Origin of the sequence: Azotobacter chroococcum (genome assembly GCF_004339665.1) — a bacterium.
GTDB lineage: Bacteria > Pseudomonadota > Gammaproteobacteria > Pseudomonadales > Pseudomonadaceae > Azotobacter > Azotobacter chroococcum.
The window spans coordinates 217,315-233,801 of the sequence record NZ_SMMU01000001.1; the positions used below are offsets into that span (position 1 = coordinate 217,315).

General features: G+C 70.3%; 15 protein-coding genes. 11 read left to right on the forward strand and 4 right to left on the reverse strand.

The window, feature by feature from the left end:
- Window positions 1-273 precede the first annotated feature (273 nt).
- From EV691_RS00955 to EV691_RS01005, 10 genes are all read left to right on the forward strand, one after another.
- A complete protein-coding gene (locus EV691_RS00955; protein ID WP_131297913.1) occupies window positions 274-1,377 on the forward strand; it encodes a sugar diacid recognition domain-containing protein in 1,104 nt (367 codons plus the stop codon).
- A 133-nt stretch (window positions 1,378-1,510) separates the two neighbouring features.
- Complete coding sequence (locus tag EV691_RS00960; protein ID WP_131297912.1) at window positions 1,511-2,647, forward strand: glycerate kinase; 1,137 nt, start codon at window positions 1,511-1,513, stop codon at window positions 2,645-2,647.
- A 215-nt stretch (window positions 2,648-2,862) separates the two neighbouring features.
- On the forward strand, window positions 2,863-3,123 hold the full coding sequence (locus tag EV691_RS00965; RefSeq protein WP_242672511.1) for a hypothetical protein: 261 nt from the start codon (window positions 2,863-2,865) through the stop codon (window positions 3,121-3,123).
- A 952-nt stretch (window positions 3,124-4,075) separates the two neighbouring features.
- The gene (locus EV691_RS00975) at window positions 4,076-5,167 is read left to right on the forward strand and encodes an LLM class flavin-dependent oxidoreductase (protein WP_131297911.1); all 1,092 of its coding nucleotides are present in this window, start codon (window positions 4,076-4,078) and stop codon (window positions 5,165-5,167) included.
- A 136-nt stretch (window positions 5,168-5,303) separates the two neighbouring features.
- Window positions 5,304-6,629: an LLM class flavin-dependent oxidoreductase gene (locus tag EV691_RS00980; protein ID WP_131297910.1), complete on the forward strand. Its 1,326-nt coding sequence runs from the start codon at window positions 5,304-5,306 to the stop codon at window positions 6,627-6,629.
- Window positions 6,630-7,808 carry an acyl-CoA dehydrogenase family protein gene (locus EV691_RS00985; RefSeq protein ID WP_131297909.1) on the forward strand — a complete coding sequence of 393 codons (1,179 nt, stop codon included), beginning with the start codon at window positions 6,630-6,632 and terminating at the stop codon, window positions 7,806-7,808. It abuts the gene before it with no gap.
- A 9-nt stretch (window positions 7,809-7,817) separates the two neighbouring features.
- Window positions 7,818-8,789 (forward strand): ABC transporter substrate-binding protein, encoded by a 972-nt coding sequence (locus EV691_RS00990; protein WP_131297908.1) that lies wholly within the window; start codon window positions 7,818-7,820, stop codon window positions 8,787-8,789.
- A gap of 14 nt (window positions 8,790-8,803) precedes the next feature.
- A complete protein-coding gene (locus EV691_RS00995; RefSeq protein WP_131297907.1) occupies window positions 8,804-9,577 on the forward strand; it encodes a class II aldolase/adducin family protein in 774 nt (257 codons plus the stop codon).
- A 16-nt stretch (window positions 9,578-9,593) separates the two neighbouring features.
- Complete coding sequence (locus tag EV691_RS01000; RefSeq protein ID WP_131297906.1) at window positions 9,594-10,577, forward strand: ABC transporter substrate-binding protein; 984 nt, start codon at window positions 9,594-9,596, stop codon at window positions 10,575-10,577.
- 23 nt (window positions 10,578-10,600) lie between these two features.
- Window positions 10,601-11,545 carry an ABC transporter substrate-binding protein gene (locus EV691_RS01005; RefSeq protein ID WP_131297905.1) on the forward strand — a complete coding sequence of 315 codons (945 nt, stop codon included), beginning with the start codon at window positions 10,601-10,603 and terminating at the stop codon, window positions 11,543-11,545.
- Between the two features lie 66 nt (window positions 11,546-11,611).
- Here the strand turns inward: EV691_RS01005 and EV691_RS01010 are convergent, their stop codons facing one another.
- Window positions 11,612-12,706, reverse strand: a complete 1,095-nt coding sequence (locus EV691_RS01010) for an NADH:flavin oxidoreductase/NADH oxidase (RefSeq protein WP_131297904.1) — start codon at window positions 12,704-12,706, stop codon at window positions 11,612-11,614.
- Window positions 12,707-12,794: 88 nt separating this feature from the next.
- On the opposite strand from EV691_RS01010, the gene EV691_RS01015 reads away from it, so the two are divergent.
- Window positions 12,795-13,097 carry an ArsR/SmtB family transcription factor gene (locus EV691_RS01015; RefSeq protein WP_090624203.1) on the forward strand — a complete coding sequence of 101 codons (303 nt, stop codon included), beginning with the start codon at window positions 12,795-12,797 and terminating at the stop codon, window positions 13,095-13,097.
- Between the two features lie 66 nt (window positions 13,098-13,163).
- Here EV691_RS01015 and EV691_RS01020 read toward each other — a convergent pair whose 3' ends face one another.
- From EV691_RS01020 to ycaC, 3 genes are all read right to left on the reverse strand, one after another.
- Window positions 13,164-14,390: an MFS transporter gene (locus EV691_RS01020; RefSeq protein WP_242672510.1), complete on the reverse strand. Its 1,227-nt coding sequence runs from the start codon at window positions 14,388-14,390 to the stop codon at window positions 13,164-13,166.
- 229 nt (window positions 14,391-14,619) lie between these two features.
- On the reverse strand, window positions 14,620-15,513 hold the full coding sequence (locus EV691_RS01025) for a LysR family transcriptional regulator (RefSeq protein ID WP_131297903.1): 894 nt from the start codon (window positions 15,511-15,513) through the stop codon (window positions 14,620-14,622).
- Between the two features lie 299 nt (window positions 15,514-15,812).
- A complete protein-coding gene (gene ycaC, locus EV691_RS01030; protein ID WP_039803561.1) occupies window positions 15,813-16,433 on the reverse strand; it encodes an isochorismate family cysteine hydrolase YcaC in 621 nt (206 codons plus the stop codon).
- Between the last annotated feature and the right edge of the window lie 54 nt (window positions 16,434-16,487).

The following is a 16,487-nucleotide window of genomic DNA, read 5'->3' on the forward strand; positions in this document are numbered from 1 at the left end:
CATTTCTTATCTCTCTTGTGGTTGTTATTCGGAGCCGCTATCCACCACGGGCTCCTTGGCTGCGGAGTCTCGGCGATCGACTGGCCATCGTCTTCGGCGATCTGCACGACAGCCGGCCTGCCCGGTTGTGCAGATGAACAATGCCCCTGCCGGGGGACGAGCCGATGCTGGGCGCCCCATCGGGATTCGGGACACCGGCGCGGGACTGGCGTACACAATTGAAGAGGCCCTTCCGAGAGGGCTGGACAGGTTTCGCCACGGGAGTGGACTTGCATGTTCGAACTGGACCATGAGCTGGCGCAGGACATCGTCACACGGGCGATGGCGATCCTGCCGTACAACGTCAACGTGATGGACAGCCAGGGGCTGATCCTCGCCAGCGGCGAGCCCAGCCGGATCGACACCCGCCACGAGGGCGCGCAGCTGGTGCTGTCCAACGCCCGGGTGGTGGCGATCGATAGCCAGGCGGCGGCCTGCCTGAAGGGCGTGCAGCCGGGGATCAACCTGCCGCTGTTCTTCGACCGGCAACTGATCGGCGTGCTGGGCATCACCGGCGACCCGGAGCAGGTACGCCTCTACGGCGAGCTGCTGCGCATGACCGCCGAAATGCTGGTCGCCCAGCGCCACCAGCAGGCCGAACACCGCTGGCGGCGCCAGCGCAGCGACGACCTGATGGCGCTGCTCCTGGAAGAAGGCGGCGACGCCCCGCGGCTGCTCGACGAGGCCCGCCTGCTCGGTCTCAAGCCGCAGCTGGCGCGCACGCCCTGGCTGTTCGAGCTGGCCGAGGGGCAGTCGGCCGAGCGACTGGGCGACTGGCTGCAGGGGCGCCATCCGGACAGCTGGTGCGTCTCGCCGGCGGCCGGCTCGCTAGTCTGGTGCCAGCCCGGAGCCAGCCTCGACGAGCAGGCGCAGACGCAGCTGCTGGAGCGGCTCGCGGCACAGGGCTGGCAGGTGCTGCGCGTCGCCGTCGGCGAGCTGGCCGAGGGCGTCGAGGGCATGCGCCACGGTTACCGCCGGGTGCGCGACCTGTTGGCCTACGGCCGGGCGATCCTCTCCCGACAGCGGCTGCTCGGCCTGTCGCGCTATCGCCTGCCGGCACTGCTCTGGCACTACCGCGACAACGAGGCGGTCAGGGAACTGCTGCAGCCGCTGCAGCAGCTGCGTGCCCGCGATGCCGGCGGCCAGTTGCTCGGCACCCTGCGCAGCTGGTGCGAGCACCGCGGGCACAGCCAGGCCTGCGCCGATGCCCTCGGTGTGCACCGCAACAGCCTGCGCTACCGCCTGGAGCGGATCGCCGAGCTGAGCGGGGTCGATCCGCTGCGCCTGGATGGCCTGCTGACCCTCTACCTGGGCATGCAACTGCTGCCGGAGGCCTGAGGCTTTGTGCTTTTGCACAGAAATGCCGCGCCGCTCTTGGTCGTTCCGTCGACGCGCGCCGGATGCTTGCCCCGCAGAATGAGGCCAGCGCCTGCGCGCATCCCATCCTCCAAGACAAGAAGAGAAGTCCGCCATGAAAATCGTCATCGCTCCCGATTCGTTCAAGGAAAGCCTGTCGGCCGCCGAGGTGGCCGCGGCCATCGCCGCCGGGCTCGGTGAGGTCTGGCCGCAGGCCGAGCTGCTCTGCCGGCCGATGGCCGACGGCGGCGAGGGCACGGTGGACGCGGTGATCGCCGCGGTCGGCGGCGAGCGCCGCGAAAGCCTGGTGCGCGGCCCGCTCGGCGAGCCGGTGGCGGCGCACTGGGGCTGGGTCGCCGGGAACCGCAGCGCGGTGATCGAGATGGCCGCGGCCAGCGGCCTGCACCGGGTGCCGGCGAACCGCCGCGATGCCTTGCGCAGCTGCACCTACGGCACCGGCGAGCTGATCCTCGCGGCGCTGGAGGCCGGCGCCGAGCGGATCGTCCTCGGTTTTGGCGGCAGCGCCACCAACGACGCCGGCAGCGGCATGCTGCGCGCCCTCGGCGCGTGCTTCGAAGACGCCGAAGGCCGCCCGCTGCCGCCCGGCGGCGCGGCGCTGGCGCAGCTGCAGCGGATCGACCTGACGGGCCTCGATGCGCGCCTGGCGCAGGTGGATTTCGAGGTCGCCTGCGACGTCGACAACCCGCTGTGCGGGCCGCGCGGCGCCTCGCAGGTGTTCGGTCCGCAGAAGGGCGCGACGCCGGAGCAGGTGCGCCAGCTCGACGCCGCCCTTGCCCGCTTCGCCGACGTCTGCGCGACGGCGCTGGGCCGCGATGCGCGGGACAACCCCGGCAGCGGCGCGGCCGGCGGCATCGGCTTCGCGGCGCGGACCTTCCTCGGCGCGGCCTTCCGTCCCGGCATCGAGCTGGTCGCCGAGGTCAGCGGCCTGGAGCAGGCGGTGATCGGCGCCGACCTGGTGATCACCGGCGAGGGCCGGATCGACGAGCAGACCCTGCACGGCAAGACGCCGATGGGCGTGGCGACCATCGCCAAGCGCCACGGCGTGCCGGTCGTCGCCCTGGCCGGCACGCTCGGCGAGGGCTACGAGCGCCTCTACGGCCACGGCATCGACGCCGCCTTCAGCCTGGCGCCGGGACCGATCAGCCTGACCGCCGCCCTCGCCGACGCCCCCGTCCTGCTGCGCCGGCGCGCCGCCGACATCGCCCGGCTCTGGCGCCTGGCGCGCGGCTGAGGGCCGCGCCGACCTCCGCGTCCGCCCCGCCGCTGCCTTCCGGGCGCCGCGTCCCCGGCTTCCTGCCCCGGTGGCCACGGATGGTGAAATCGGCTCCAGTCCCCCAGAATAGGCCGCCCCCTGGCTGGAGCCCCTGCAGCACCGGCCCCGGGCGGACAGATCCGAGCGCTCGCGAGTCGAACAGGCGCTCACCCCTTCGAACCGGGAGAAAGTAGATGCCCTTACTGGCCGGAATTCTCAGCGTTCTCGCGCTGCTGCTGGCTGCGGCCACCATCGTCGGCGTGATCGCGCCGTCGCTGTTCAGGAACCGAAAGACCGGACAGGTACCCAAGCGCCTGTCGGTGCTGGTGTGGGGGTGCATTGCCGTGTTCGTGGCGATGGTGCTGGCCGGCAGCCTCGTTCCGGCGCCGCCCCCTGCGCCGGCGACGGCCGGGGCTGCGGCAAATGAAGCTGCTTCGGGAAACGCTCCCCGCTGAGGGGACTCTGATTCGGCTGGTGCTTGGCTGAACGCAGGGGGAGTGGCTGGGGATGTTGGCCCGTTTTCCGGGCGTCATGACGAAGCGCTTTCCTCGGCCCCAACGACGGGTTTCGCCTTGCACGGCGAGTCACTTTCTTCTTGCTTGCCCAAGAAGAAAGTGACCAAAGAAGAACGGCACCCGACATCCGGCCCTTCACTGCGCTGCGCTCCGTTGCGGGTTCCCTCCCTCCGGCACTGCTCCGGGGGCACGCCGCGAAGGGACGTCCCTGTCCCTTCGCGACTCGCTCGGCGTCCTGCCTCGCGTCCCCCTCCACAGCGCCTGCGCTCGGCCTTCTGTAGGGGACTTGGGTGTGGGCTGAACCCTCACAAAGCCTCTCAGGTTTCAGGCGGCGGCTTCTGGCTTTTTGCTTTTTGACGCCAAAGCTGCCAAGCGGCACCGAACGCCCCTTGCAGAAGGCCGAGCGGAGTCGTCGTGGAAGGGGTTGAGCCGCATGGATGCGGCGAAAGGCCCGATGGCCAGGGATGGCCTTTCGGGCCGGGCCCCTGGAACGACGACGGAGAGAGGGAACCCGGAGCGCAGCGCAGGGCCGGATGATAGGGGCAAGCGGTTTTGGTTACTTTTGCCGCGACTGGCAAAAGTGACTCGCCGTGCAAGGCGAAACCTGTCGGCGGGGCCGAGGAAAGCGCTTCGTCATATCCCCGGGAAACGGGCCACCATCCACCGAAGCCAGACCTCACACCAATAGTGGAGGTTGAAAGCGACATCCCTCTGCCCCTTCCTCACACCACTACATTCATTTTTTACATATTAGAATATGCAAAAAATGAATTTCCATCATCAAGACACGCTCTGTAGCCTTCTAAGCAACCAGCCGGACAAGATCCTTTTCTTATAAGAGACGAACAGGCCCTTGTCCTATCCATCCCTCGCACAGGCAGGAGCCCGGCACATGAGCGTTCAGATTCTCGGCATGATCGGCCATCGACTTTCCTCGGAAACCATCGCCCCGGTGGGTCCGGTGTTCGACAAGAACTACATCCGCAACTTCGCCCAGGCGCACGAGAACGCCGGCTTCGACCGCATCCTGGTCGGCTACTGGTCCGATCAGCCCGACGGCTTCCTGGTCACCGCCCTGGCCGGCCTGTCCACCAGCCGCATCGGCCTCTTGCTCGCGCACCGCCCGGGCTTCGTCGCGCCGACCCTGGCCGCGCGCAAGCTGGCCACCCTCGACCAGTTGCTCGACGGCCGCCTGGCGCTGAACGTGATCAGCGGCGGCAGCGACACCGAGCAGCGCAAGGACGGCGACTTCCTCGACCACGACCGGCGCTATGCGCGCACCGACGAGTTCCTCGAGGTGGTGCGCAAGACCTGGACCGCCGAGCAGCCGTTCGACCACCAGGGCGAGTTCTATCAGGTCGAGCAGGCCTTCTCGGCGGTCAAGAGCGAGCAGAAGCCGCACCTGCCGGTGTATTTCAGCGGCGCCTCGGACGCGGCGATCCGCGTCGCCGGCAAGCACGCCGACGTCTACATGCTGTGGGGCGAATCCCTGCAGCAGACCCGCGAACTGGTCGAGCGGGTCCGCGCCGAGGCGGCCAGGCACGGGCGCGACATCGAGTTCAGCGTGTCCTTCCGGCCGATCGTCGCCGCCACCGAGGACGCCGCCTGGGCCAAGGCCGAGGTCATCCTGAGCCGCGCCCGCGCGCGCCATGAAGTGGCCCGCCCGGAACTCTCCCTCAAGCCGGAAAGCATCGGTGCCCAGCGCCTGCGCGCCACCGTGGCCCAGGGCGAGCGGGTCGACAAGCGCCTGTGGACCGGCATCGCCGGACTGGTCGGCGGCGGCCACAACTCCACCGCGCTGGTCGGCACCCCCGAACAGGTCGCCGACGCCCTGATCGACTACTACGACCTGGGCATCCGCAACATCCTGATCCGCGGCTTCGACCCGCTCAACGACACCGTCGACTACGGCCGCGAGCTGATCCCGCTGATCCGCGCCAAGGCGGCCGAACGCGACTTGCAGAACAGCGCCCGCCGCGCCTGAGCCCCTTCCCCGCCGCAACATCCGGCGCGACCGCACCAGCGGAGCGCTCCACAGCCTTTCGTGGAGAACGCTCGATGACCGATCCGCTGCTCGCCCCGGCGAGCCTCCTTCCCCTGCCCGACCGCGAGACCGACCGATGAGCCGCCAGATCCACCTGGCCGGCTTCCTGCTCGCCGGCCCCGTCGTCCACAGCCATGCCGTCTGGCGCCACCCGGACACCCTCGGCGACTACCTCGATCCCGAGTACTACGCGCGCAGCGCCCGGGTGCTGGAGGAAGGCCTGTTCGACCTGCTGTTCTTCGCCGACCGCTTCGCCATCGGCGACCAGCTGGGTGGCGCCCGCGAACTCGCGCTGCGCTACGGCGCCCAGGACGCCACCCGCCTCGACCCGCTGCCGATCCTCTCCTACCTGGTCGGCCAGACGCGCCGGCTCGGCCTCGGCGTCACCCGCTCGACCACCTACTACGAGCCGGCCCACGTGGCCCGTTCGCTGGCCACCCTCGACCACCTGTCGCGCGGGCGCGCCGCCTGGAACATCGTCACCTCGATGAACGACAGCGAGGGCCGGCTGTTCGGCAAGGACCGCCATCTGGAACACGACCTGCGCTACGACCGCGCCGACGAGTTCGTCGAGGTCGCCCTGAAGCTGTGGAGCAGCTGGGCGCCGGGCGCGCTCAAGCTCGACCGCGAACAGGGCATCCTCGCCGACCCGGCCGGGGTCCGCGACGTCGCCCACCGGGGCGAATGGTTCAAGGTCGAAGGTCCGCTGAACATCCCGCGCAGCCCGCAGGGCCGCCCGCTGCTGATCCAGGCCGGCTCCAGCGGCCGCGGCCGGCGTTTCGGCGCGCGCTGGGCCGAGGCGATCTTCAGTATCCACGGCAACCTGCCGGCCATGCGCGCCTTCCGCGACGACGTGCGCCGGCAGGTGGTCGCCCAGGGCCGGGCGGCGGACCAGTGCAAGGTGCTCACCGCGGTGATGCCCTTCATCGGCGGCAGCGAGGCCGAGGCGCGCGCCAGGCGCGACCGCCACAACGCCCTGGCGCGCCCGGAGATCGGCCTGGCGACCCTGGCCGCGCAGCTCAACTTCGACTTCTCCGCCTACCCCCTGGATACCCGCCTGGAAGCGATCGCCGCACAGCCCGAAACCCCGCCGGCGGTGGCCGAGAAGCTGCGCTCGCTGGGCGCCTCGCTGAGCCTCGGCGAACTCGCGCAAAGCTTCGCCAGCAGCGTGCGCGTGCCGCAGCTGGTGGGCACCGGCGTGCAGATCGCCGAGCAGCTGGCGGAGATCTTCAACGCCGGCGGCTGCGACGGCTTCGTGATCTCCCCCGGCTACCTGCCGGGCTCCTTCGCCGAATTCGCCGAGAGCGTGGTGCCGCACCTGCAGCGCCTGGGTCTCTACCGCCGCGCCTACGAGGGCACGACCCTGCGCGAACACCTGGGCCTCGGCCCCCTGGAGGCCTGAATGGGCACCCCCACGACCGCCGAGGACTGGCTGGCGCTGGCCCGCGAGATCGGCGAGGAATTCGCCCGCGACATCGCCCGCCGCACCCGCACCCGCGAACGCCCCGACGCCCAGCTGCGGCGCCTCAAGGACAGCGGCCTGACCAACCTGGCGATCCCCCGCGAACTGGGCGGTGCCGGCCAGCGCTGGTCGCTGATCGTCCGCACCATCCGCGAACTGGCCGCCGGCGACGGCTCGGTCGGCATGCTCTACGGCTACCACCAGCTCAACGTGGTCAACCTGCGCCGCGAGCCGCAGCCGCGCCGCGACCGCCTGCTGGCGGAAATCGCCGAACGCCGGCTGTGGCTGGCCGGGGTGGTCAACCCGCGCGACGACGACATCCTCGCCACGCCGGACGGCGAGGGTTTCCGCCTCGACGGCCGCAAGGGCTTCTGCAGCGGCGCGGCCTTCGCCGACCTGCTCAGCGTCAGCGCGCGGCATGCCCGCGACGGCCGGCGGCTGATGGCGCTGATCCCCGCCGACCGTCCCGGCCTGCACTACGCCGACGACTGGGACCACTTCGGCGTGGAGCGCAGCGACAGCGGCAGCTTCGTCCTCAGCGAGGTGCGCGCCGAGCCCGGCGAAATCATCGCCAACGACCTGGAGGACGGCGACGACTTCTCCGCGGTGATCCGCACCCCGGTCAACCAGTCCGCCTTCACCCAGTTCTACCTCGGCAGCGCCCTCGGCGCGCTGCGCGCGGCGCGCGCCTACGTGCACCGCGAAGGCCGCGCCTGGCTGCACGCCGGAGTCGACAAGGCCCATCAGGACCCGCTGCTGGTCAGCCAGTTCGGCGAGCTGTGGATCGCCCTGCAGGGCGCCATCGCCCTGGCCGACCGCGCCGCGCTCAAGGTCGACGAGCTGCTCGCCGCGGACGAAGCCTTCACCGCCGAGCTGCGCGGCGAGGCCGCCATCGAGGTGGCCGCCGCCAAGGTGCTCGCCGCCCGCACCGCGCTCGACGTCACCAGCCGGGTGTTCGAGGTGATGGGCGCGCGCGCCACCCACAACCGCTACGCCTTCGACCGCTTCTGGCGCGACACGCGCACCCACAGCCTGCACGACCCGCTCGCCCACAAGCTGCTGGAAGTCGGCGAATACGCCCTGAACGGCCGGTACCCGCCGGTGCGGGCCTACACCTGAGGACACGCCATGCCCGGAAAACGCTTCAAACGCCTGCTCGGCGCCGCGCTGCTCGGCAGCTCCCTGCTCGCCGGCGCCCAGGCCCTCGCCGCCACCCTGGTGGTCGGCGACCAGAGCTTCAACAACCGCACGGTCATGGAGGCCGCCGGGGTGCTCGCCGACCTGCCCTACGCCCTGGAGTGGAAGCAGTTCACCGCCGGCTCGCCGGTGGCCGAGGCGCTGAACACCGGCAGCCTCGACGTGGGCCTTTTGGGCGACGCGCCGCCGCTGTTCCTCGGCGCGCTGGGCGCTCCGATCAAGGTGATCGGCGTCAGCACCCAGAACCTCGACGGGGTGGCCGTGCTGGTCCGCAAGGATTCGCCGATCCACAGCCTGGCGGACCTGCGCGGCAGGAACGCGGCGATCTGGAAAGGCTCCTGGAGCCAGCAGCTGCTGTTCACCGCCCTGGAGCGGGCCGGGGTTTCCCCCGACGAGGTGCAGCTGCGCTACCTCGGCGCCCTGGACGCCTCCCACGCACTGGAGGGCGGTGCGGTGGACGTGATCGCCACCTGGGAACCCTACGTCAGCCAGCAAGTGCGCAACGGCGCGCGGATCCTGACCACCGCCGAGGGCCTGATCCCGGCGCAGAGCTTCGTCGTCGCCACCGACAAGTCCATCGCCGACAAGCGCGAACTGCTCGGCGACTTCCTGCGCCGCCTGCAGCAGGCCCGCGACTGGGTCCGCCAGGACCCGGCCAACAGCAAGCGCTATGCCGACACCAGGGCCGAACTGACCCGCGCCGAGCGCGACATCGCCCGCCGCTGGTTCTCCGGCGCGGCCATCCGCGTGCGGCCGATCGACGACCAGGCGGTCGCCGAAGCCCAGAAGACCGTGGATTTCTTCAGCCGGATCGGCCTGATCAAGAGCTACCCGGCCGTCAGCCTGTTCGACGCCTCTTTCAACCGTTACCTGCAGTCGCCGCCCGCGCAGGCGGCCCGTTAAGGAGATTCCCCAACATGAACGCCATCACCCGGATCGCCCCGGTCAAGGAGCGCGTCAGCGCCGCAGAATGGGAAGCCCGCGTCAAGCTGGCCGCCGCCTACCGCCTGGCCGCCCGGCTGCGCTGGACCGACCACATCTACACCCACTTCTCGGTGCGGGTGCCGGGGCCGGACCGGCACTTCCTGATCAACCCCTACGGCCTGGCCTTCGACGAAATCACCGCCTCCAGCCTGGTCAAGGTGGACATCGACGGCACCCTGCTCGACGACCCTACCGGCCTTGGCATCAACCGCGCCGGCTACATCATCCACAGCGCCATCCACCGCGCCCGCGAGCACACCCACGCGGTGCTGCACACCCACACCACGGCCGGCATCGGCGTATCGGCGCAGCGGGACGGCCTGCTGATGATTTCCCAGCACGCCATGCGCTTCCACAAGCGCCTGGCCTACCACGAGTACGAGGGCATCGCCCTGGACCTGGACGAGCAGCAGCGGCTGATCGCCGACCTCGGCGAGCACGACGCGCTGATCCTGCGCAACCACGGCCTGCTCACCAGCGGCCGGACCATCGAGGAAGCCTTCTACAACCTCTATTTCCTGGAGCGCGCCTGCGCCGCCCAGCTGGCCGCGCAGTCCGGCGGCGCGGCGCTGCGCTTCCCCTCCGAGGCGGTGGCGGAAAAGGCCGCGCGGGGGTTCGAGCTCGCCATCGCCCAGGGCCGCCCGCAATCCCACTGGGACGCCTACCTGCGCCAGCTCGAGCGCGACGATGCGGGCTTCGCCCTCTGACGCAAGGAGCCTCGTGATGAAAAGCACCGCCCTGGCCGCACTGGCCGCCGCCCTCTTCCTGCATGCCTTCCAGGCACAGGCCGCCGAACCGCTGACCCTGCGCATCGCCGACCAGAAAGGCAACATGCGCGCCCAGCTGGAGGCGGCCGATGCGCTGAAGGATCTGCCCTACGTCATCCAGTGGTCGGAATTCCCCGCCGCCGCGCCGCTGGCCGAAGCCCTCAACGCCGGCGCGGTGGACGCCGGGATCATCGGCGACGCACCGCTGCTGTTCAGCCTGGCCGCCGGCGCCCAGGTCAAGGCCATCGCGGTGAACAAGTCCAACCCCTACGGCACCGCACTGCTGGTGGCCGGGGACAGTCCGCTGAAAACCGCCGCCGACCTCAAGGGCAAGCGCATCGCCACCGGGCGCGGCTCGATCGGCCATTTCGTCGCCCTCAAGGCGCTGGAAAAGGCCGGTCTCGCCGAGCAGGACGTGGAGTTCCGCTTCCTCGGCCCGGTGGACGCGAAGATCGCCCTGGCCAACGGCTCGGTGGACGCCTGGGCGACCTGGGAACCCTACACCGCCCTGGCCGAAAGCAGCGGCCAGGGCCGGGTGCTGGTCGACGGCCGCGGCCTGTGGGCCGGCAACAGCTACCTCGCCGCCACCGATAAGGCGCTGGCCGACCCGGCCCGCCGCGAGGCCCTGCAGGACTATCTGCAGCGCCTGAACGACGCCCAGCACTGGGCCTACGCGCACCTCGACGACTACGCCAGGACCCTGGCGCGGATCATCGGCTTTCCCGAGGACGCGGCCCGCCTGTCCTTCGCCCGCCGCGAACTGCGCTGGCAGGCGGTGGACGCGGCGACCGTCGCCCAGCAGCAGGCGACCGCCGACTTCTACCAGGCCCACGCCCTGCTGCCCAGGCGCCTGGACGTGGCGCCGACCTTCGACCACGGCTTCCGGATCGGCCCGCCCGCACAGGCGGCGAGCCTGGCCCCGCCGCCGGCCAGGCCCTGAACCGGGGCCACCAAGGAGTACCCATGAAGTTTCCGCGTTTTCTGCGTAACGGCCTCGCCAGCCTGCTGCTGGCCGCGCCCCTGAGCCAGGCCGCCGACAGCGTGCTGCGCATCGGCGACCAGAACTACTACAACGTGCGCGCCTCGCTGGAGGCCTCCGGCGCGCTGGAGGGCGCGCCCTATCGGGTCGAGTGGAAACACTTCCAGTCCGCCGCGCCGCTGGCCGAAGGCCTCGACGCCGGGGCGCTGGACCTCGGCTTTCTCGGCGACTCGGGATTCATCTTCCTCGCCGCCAAGGGCGCACCGGTCAAGCTGATCGGCGTTTCCCGGCAGAACCCGGACACCATCGCCCTGCTGGTGCCCAAGGACTCGCCGGCCAAGACCATCGAGGACCTCAAGGGCAAGAAGGTCGCCTACTGGCCGGGCGCCTGGAGCCAGCAACTGACCCTGCGCGCCCTGCAGAAGGCCGGCCTGCCCGGCGACTACGTCGAGTTCGTCAAGCTGATGCCGATCGACGCCGCCGCCGCGCTGCCGCAGGGCAGCATCGACGCCTTCCCGGTGTGGGAGCCGTACATTTCCCAGCAGATCCTCTTCTCCGGCGCGCGGCCGCTGCTCACCGCCAAGGGCCTGATGCCGGGGCTGTCCAGCATCGCCGCCAACGCCGCCGCCCTCGAACCCAAGCGCGCCGCCATCGCCGACTTCCTCGGCCGCCTCAAGCGGGCCCGCGCCTGGGTCGAAGCGCACAAGAGCGAGTACGCCGAGCTCTGGGCGCAGAAGGCCAACCTCGACCCGGCGGTGTCCCGCCACTGGATCGGCCAGGCCAACATGACCGTCGCCCCGGTGGACGCGCAGGCCGCCCGCGACTACCAGGAGACCGCCGACTTCCTCAAGGAAACCGGCGCCCTGCCCAAGGCCTTCAAGGTGGACGAGGTGATCGACGGGTCCTTTGCCGAGGCGCTGCAGCCTTGAGTCGCCGCCTGCCTTCGGGTAGGCCCTCCACGGCCGCACCTCCGGGCGCGGCCACAAAGGCCGATTTCAGTTGTGGTAGCGCTCCAGCCAGTGGGCATAGGGCGCCGGCAGCGTCCAGGACGGACGTTCGATGCCCAGCTCGCGGGCCGCGGCATACGGCCAGTGCGGGTCGGCCAGGTGGGCGCGGCCGATCATGGCGAGGTCCAGCTGGCCTTCCTTGACGGCCCGCTCGGCGACCTGCGGGGTGCCGAAGCCCCAGGCCGACGCCACCGGGATGCCCACCTCGCGGCGTACCCGCTCGGCGATCGGTCCCATGAAGCCGGGTGCCCAGGGAATGTCGGTATCCGCGATGGTGAAACCGATGCTGACGCTCAGCAGGTCCAGGCCGGTTTCCTTGAAGCGCCGGGCCAGTTCGATGGATTCGGCGAAGGTCTGCTCGTCCCGGCCGTCGAACTCGATCACCCCGAAGCGGGCGGTCAGCGGCAGATGTTCCGGCCACACCTCGCGGACTGCCGCGAGGGTCTCCAGCAGGAAGCGGCAGCGCTTGTCGAAGCTGCCACCATAGGCATCGGTGCGCTGGTTGGAATGCTCGGAGAAGAAGCTCTGGGCCAGGTAGCCGTGGGCGAAATGCAGCTCCAGCCACTCGAAGCCGGCGTCGCGCGCCCGGCACGCCGCGGCGACGAAATCGTCCCGTACCCGGGCGATGTCCTCCAGGGTCATGGCCTTGGGCACGTTCGGCAAGTGGTGGCCGAAGGGGATGGCCGAGGGGGCGATGGTCTGCCAGCCGCGCGGATCGCCCTCGGCGATGTGGTCGTCGCCCTCCCAGGGGCGGTTGGCGCTGGCCTTGCGGCCGGCGTGGGCGATCTGGATGCCGGGCACGGCCCCCTCGGCCTTGATGGCCTGGACCACCGGCACGAAGGCCTGAGCCAACTGGTCGTTCCAGATCCCGGGGCAGCCGGGGGTGATGCGGCCCTCCGGCGAGACGGCGGTGGCCTCGACGATCACCAGCCCCGCCCCGCCGCGGGCGATCGAGGCCAGATGCACCTTGTGCCAATCGTTGATCAGGCCGTCGTTGGCCATGTACACGCACATGGGCGGAACGGCGATGCGGTTGCGCAGGGTGACATCCTTCAGCGTGTACGGCTGGAACAGAGCGGACATGGAGCTTCCTCGTGCGGTGAGTTGAATTCTGTAGTTCGATAATATTCGAACAATGGATGACGGACAATCCCTCCGGTATGATTCCGCCATGCGACCCTTCAAGCACCCCGCCGCCAGCGAATTCGTCCTCGAGCGCGTTCTCTACGCCCTGAGCGATCCGGTGCGCCTGGAGATCGTCCGGCGCCTCGCCGCGCTGGGCGAGGCCAGTTGCAGCGAACTCGACGGCGGCCGGCCGAAGTCGAGCGTCTCCCACCATTTCCGGGTGCTGCGCGATGCGGGCCTGGTCTGCACCCGCAGCGCCGGGACCACCCACATCAACTCGCTGCGCAGCGAGGAGATGAACGCGCGCTTCCCGGGCTTGCTCGAGGCAATCCTGTCGCAGCGCGAGTGAACCGTGCCCTGCGCAAGGCAGGGCAGGTCCCATGAAAGCCGCCCGCTCAGGACACACGCCTCCCGGCTAATCGGCCCGGCACAGCCCGCGCTTCGCGCCCGGCGCGATCTCGGCCCGGGCGAAGGCGAGCAGCGCGACCAGCGAAAGGGCGCTGCCGAGCGCGGCGATGCCCAGCCAGCCGGCGTGTTCATAGAGCATGCTGGCCACCGAGGAGCCCGTGGCGCCGCCGACGAAGATGCTGGTCATGTACAACGCGTTGAGACGCCCGCGGCTGGCCGGGTCGAGGCTGTAGACCGCGCGCTGGCCGAGCACCATGTTCATCTGCACGGCGAAGTCGAGGACGATCCCGGTGATCGCCAGCCCGACGACCCCGAGCGGCAGCGGGACGACGCCCGGCAGGAAGCCGAGGACACCGAGCGCCATGGCCAGCGCGGACATGGAGCGGGTATGGCCGGCGTCCGCCAGCCGCCCGGCGATGGGCGCGGCGACCGCGCCGATCGCGCCGGCCAGGGCGAAGAGCGCGATCTGCGACTGGGACAGGCCGTACTCGCGCGACAGCGCCAGCGGAGCCGCCGTCCAGAACAGGCTGAACGCGGCGAACATCAGCCCCTGGTACAGGGCGCGCTGGCGCAGCACCGGCTCGCGCCGGAACAGTTGCCCGAGCGAGAAGAGCAATTGGGCGTAGCTCGCCCGATGGTCGGGCCGGCGGCTGGGCAGCGTGGTGGCGACGACCAGAGCGATGAGCAGCATCGCCGCCGCCGCGCCGAAGAACACCGCCCGCCACTGGAAGTGGTCGGCGATCAGGCTGGAGACCGGGCGGGCCAGCAGGATGCCCAGCAGCAAGCCGCCCATGATCGCGCCGACCACCCGGCCCCGGGTTTCCTCGGGCGCCAGGTGCGCGGCCAGGGGAATCAGCATCTGTACCGACACCGAGCCGAAACCGATCAGCAGCGAAGTCACCAGCAGGACGCCCGGCCCTTCGCTCAGCCCCGCGCCGATCAGGCCGACGACGGTGACCGCGAGGGTGGCCAGCATCAGCCGGCGGTTCTCGAGCAGGTCGGCGAGCGGCACCAGGAAGAACAGCCCCAGCGCGTAGCCGACCTGGGTCAGCGAGACGATGAGGCTCGCGCCGCCGGCGGAAAGGCCGATGTCCGGGGCGATCAGCTCGATGATCGGCTGGGCGTAGTAGATGTTCGCCACGATGACGCCGCAGCAGAAGGCGAACAGCAGGACCAGTCCCCTGCCCATGACCCCGGCGCCCTGCGCAGGGGCGAGCGTTGCCGGGCGGCTCATGGGCGTGACTCCTCTGCAAGGGTCCGGGCGAGCGGCGCCCTGGCGAGGCGTAGCTCGGGGGGGAAAGGGACAGGCGGGATGGCGAGAAAGAGTGGCTGGGGCATGGCGATTCTCCACGGCAGGTTGTCTGGCCGCAACCTTAGGCGCTGCCGGCAACCGGGAGAATCCGCCGGCGGCGCAACGCGGCTTTGCGCCCGGCGCAATGGCGCACGATCTTGCGATGCGCACCTCAGAGAATCCGCGCCATGAACGCCAGGAAGGCGTCGATCCGCGTCGAGCCGCGATGGTTGGGCAGATACCGCGCGCTGATGAGCGGCCGGGTGTTGTCGGGATCGACCGCGAAGGCGTCGAACAGGCTGGTCAGCCGGCCGCCCGCCAGGTCCTCGTCGACGATCCAGTCCGGCAGGAGCGCCACGCCGAGGCCGGCGCGCGCCACCGCGTGCAGGGCTTCGACATTGTCACTCCTGAACCGCCCATGGACCGGCACGCGGATGACTTCGCCCTGCGCCTGGAAAGTCCACACCTGCCGGGCGCTGCCGTAATTGAAACGCAGGCAATCGTGCGCGAGCAGATCCATCGGCTGCTCCGGCACGCCCCTTTCCCTCAGATAATCCGGACTGGCCACCACGCGCCGCCGGAACCGGCCGAGCGGGCGACTGATCACGCCGTCCATGGGCGCCGCCGCGCCGAGCCGGATCGACAGATCCACCCGCTCGGCCAGCAGATCGACGATTTCGTCGCTCAGGGAGACGTCCAGTTCCAGCCGGGGATACCGGCGCAGCAGATCCCCCAGGTGCGGGCAGATGCGCGCACGCCCGAAGGCCATCGGCAGCGAGACGCGCAGGGGACCGGCCGGCTCGTCGCCGCGGTCCCGGATCGACGCATCGGCTTCCTCCAGTTCCTCCAGGATGCGCCGTGCGCTCAGGTAGTAGGCGGCTCCGGCCTCGGAGACCGTGACCTGGCGGGTCGAGCGGTTGAGCAGGACGCTGCCGAGCTCCTGCTCCAGCGCATCGACCATCCGCGTGACCGTGGAGGTCGCGACCTCCAGCTGGCGGGCGGCCGCGGAAAATCCCCTGGCGTCCACCGTGGCGACGAACATCTTCAGAGCGAGCAACTTGTCCACGCGACCTCCCGCGCTCCATGCAGCCAACAGGCCGGGCGGGCCCTATGGTCTCACGACTTCGCCCCGAATCTCGCCCGGCAAGGATGCGGCCGGGATCAGGGATATTGGCGAGACACGGGGCAATCGCATGAAATGCCCGCCGGATAGCGGACTGGCAAGACTCATGATCGTGCCCACGCTCCTGCGTGGGCACGCCGCAGGGGACGCTTCGGCGCAGAAGCGCCCCGCCCTGGGCTCCCACGCAGGAGCGTGGGAGCCATCAACGACTTCACTTCGCCCCGCGCAGGCCGGCGCCGGGATCAGCCCTGGCTGGCGGCGTAGCTCTGCATCAGGTTGGCGTAGGCCGGCAGGTGACTGCCGAGCAGCCCGCCGAACCCCTCGACGTCGTTGCGCCAGTCGCGGTGCAGCTCGCAGCCCACGGCGAACCAGTTCATCAGTTGCGCGCCGGCCTGGCTCATGCGGTTCAGCGCGGCCTCGCGCACCACCGGGTTGAAGGTGCCGGACGCGTCGGTCACGACGAACACCTCGAAGCCCTCCGCCAGCGCGGACAGGGTCGGAAAGGCCACGCACACGTCGGTCACCACCCCGGCGATGATCAGCTGCCGGCGCCCGGTGGCCTTGATCGCGCTTACGAAGTCGGCGTTGTCCCAGGCGTTGATCTGGCCCGGCCGCGGAATGTACGGCGCATCCGGGAACATGGCCTTGAGTTCGGGCACCAGGGGGCCGTTGGGGCCCTTCTCGAAGCTGGTGGTGAGGATGGTCGGCAGCTGGAAGAACCTGGCGATATCGGCGAGCGCCAGCACGTTGTTCTTGAACTCGTCAGGCGTGAAGTCGCGTACCAGCGACAGAAGGCCGGCCTGATGATCCACGAGCAGCACTACGGCGTTGTCCTTGTCCAGTCGGTTGTATGGGCGGGCCATGGCAGTTCCTCTCGGGTGGGTGGGTAGCGGTGCGGCTACGGTCCCGGCAGGTGT